The sequence below is a fragment of the Tepidimonas sp. genome (genome assembly GCF_046292505.1).
Lineage (GTDB): Bacteria > Pseudomonadota > Gammaproteobacteria > Burkholderiales > Burkholderiaceae_C > Tepidimonas.
On the sequence record NZ_JBKBQX010000132.1, the window covers coordinates 1 to 973 of the forward strand.

2 protein-coding genes are annotated in these 973 nt (G+C 60.0%); both read left to right on the top strand.

The window, feature by feature from the left end; translation table 11 throughout:
• The first annotated feature begins 198 nt into the window (after positions 1-198).
• Positions 199-468 carry a hypothetical protein gene (locus tag ACK4TH_RS12245; protein WP_409626845.1) on the top strand — a complete coding sequence of 90 codons (270 nt, stop codon included), beginning with the start codon at positions 199-201 and terminating at the stop codon, positions 466-468.
• A 49-nt stretch (positions 469-517) separates the two neighbouring features.
• Positions 518-844: a hypothetical protein gene (locus tag ACK4TH_RS12250; RefSeq protein WP_409626847.1), complete on the top strand. Its 327-nt coding sequence runs from the start codon at positions 518-520 to the stop codon at positions 842-844.
• The last annotated feature ends 129 nt before the right edge of the window (positions 845-973 follow it).

A 973-nucleotide genomic window follows, 5' to 3' on the forward strand; every position in this document is an offset into this window, starting at 1 on the left:
GCCGGCTTCTTCTTGCTTGGCATAGATGCTCCTTTCCAACATGCTATGCCTCAAACACAAAATTCCTGACAGGCTCGGTGGAACGCAGATAGCCCCGGCTATCGATCACCACAAACCACATCGTTTACGGCAGCGTGACCGCTCCAGAGGTGGCGGATAAGCCGCTGCATTGTTTGGCCAACGAGCAAAGGAGTTGACATGAACCTGACTGCACATGCTCAAACCCGCTGCCAGCAGCGCAGCATTCCTCCGCTGATCCGCGAATGGCTGCTGAACTTCGGTTCCGAGGTCCGTTCGCACGGCGCGACCAAACGATTCTTCGACCGGGCGGCGCGCCGTCGTTTGGCCGCCTCTGTCGGCGCTGAGGTCGTGGATCGCATGGGCAACTTGCTCAACCACGACCTTGTTGAGGAGGGGCCTGTCGTGATTACGGCCGGTGTTCGCACTCACAGGATTCGCCGCCCGTGACCAGTATGCCCTGTAGCGACTTCCACTACCTGATTACCCCTTGTCAACCTTGAGCATCGACATGCACCACATCGACTTCACCATCACTCAGTCCAGCATCGACAACGGTCGCCTTTACTTCGATTCCGCCCACACGACCTTCTTCCCCCCGGACGTCATGGGCGGACGCGGCGCTCAGGAGCATGCGGCCTCGACGGTACGCATTGAGGCAGATGGAGAGACTCACGAGACCGACATTCGAGTCAGCAGTTCGGTCCGGATCTCGCCGCGAAAGTCGTTCAAGCGATGGCTCGCAGCCGCACGGGCAGTCGAAGGGGGCAAGGCCCGGCTGCACCGTATCGCGGAGCGTCACTACAAGCTCGAGTACCTGGGCTGATCGCCGCGAAACGCCGGCAGCAGCGTTCCCATGTTCGAGGCTGCCATCAAATCTCACGAGGACAAGTCATGCAGAAGCTCATTTATGTCGTGTCCCGCGGGCGTCGCGCCGGAACGGTGCTGTCTCCTC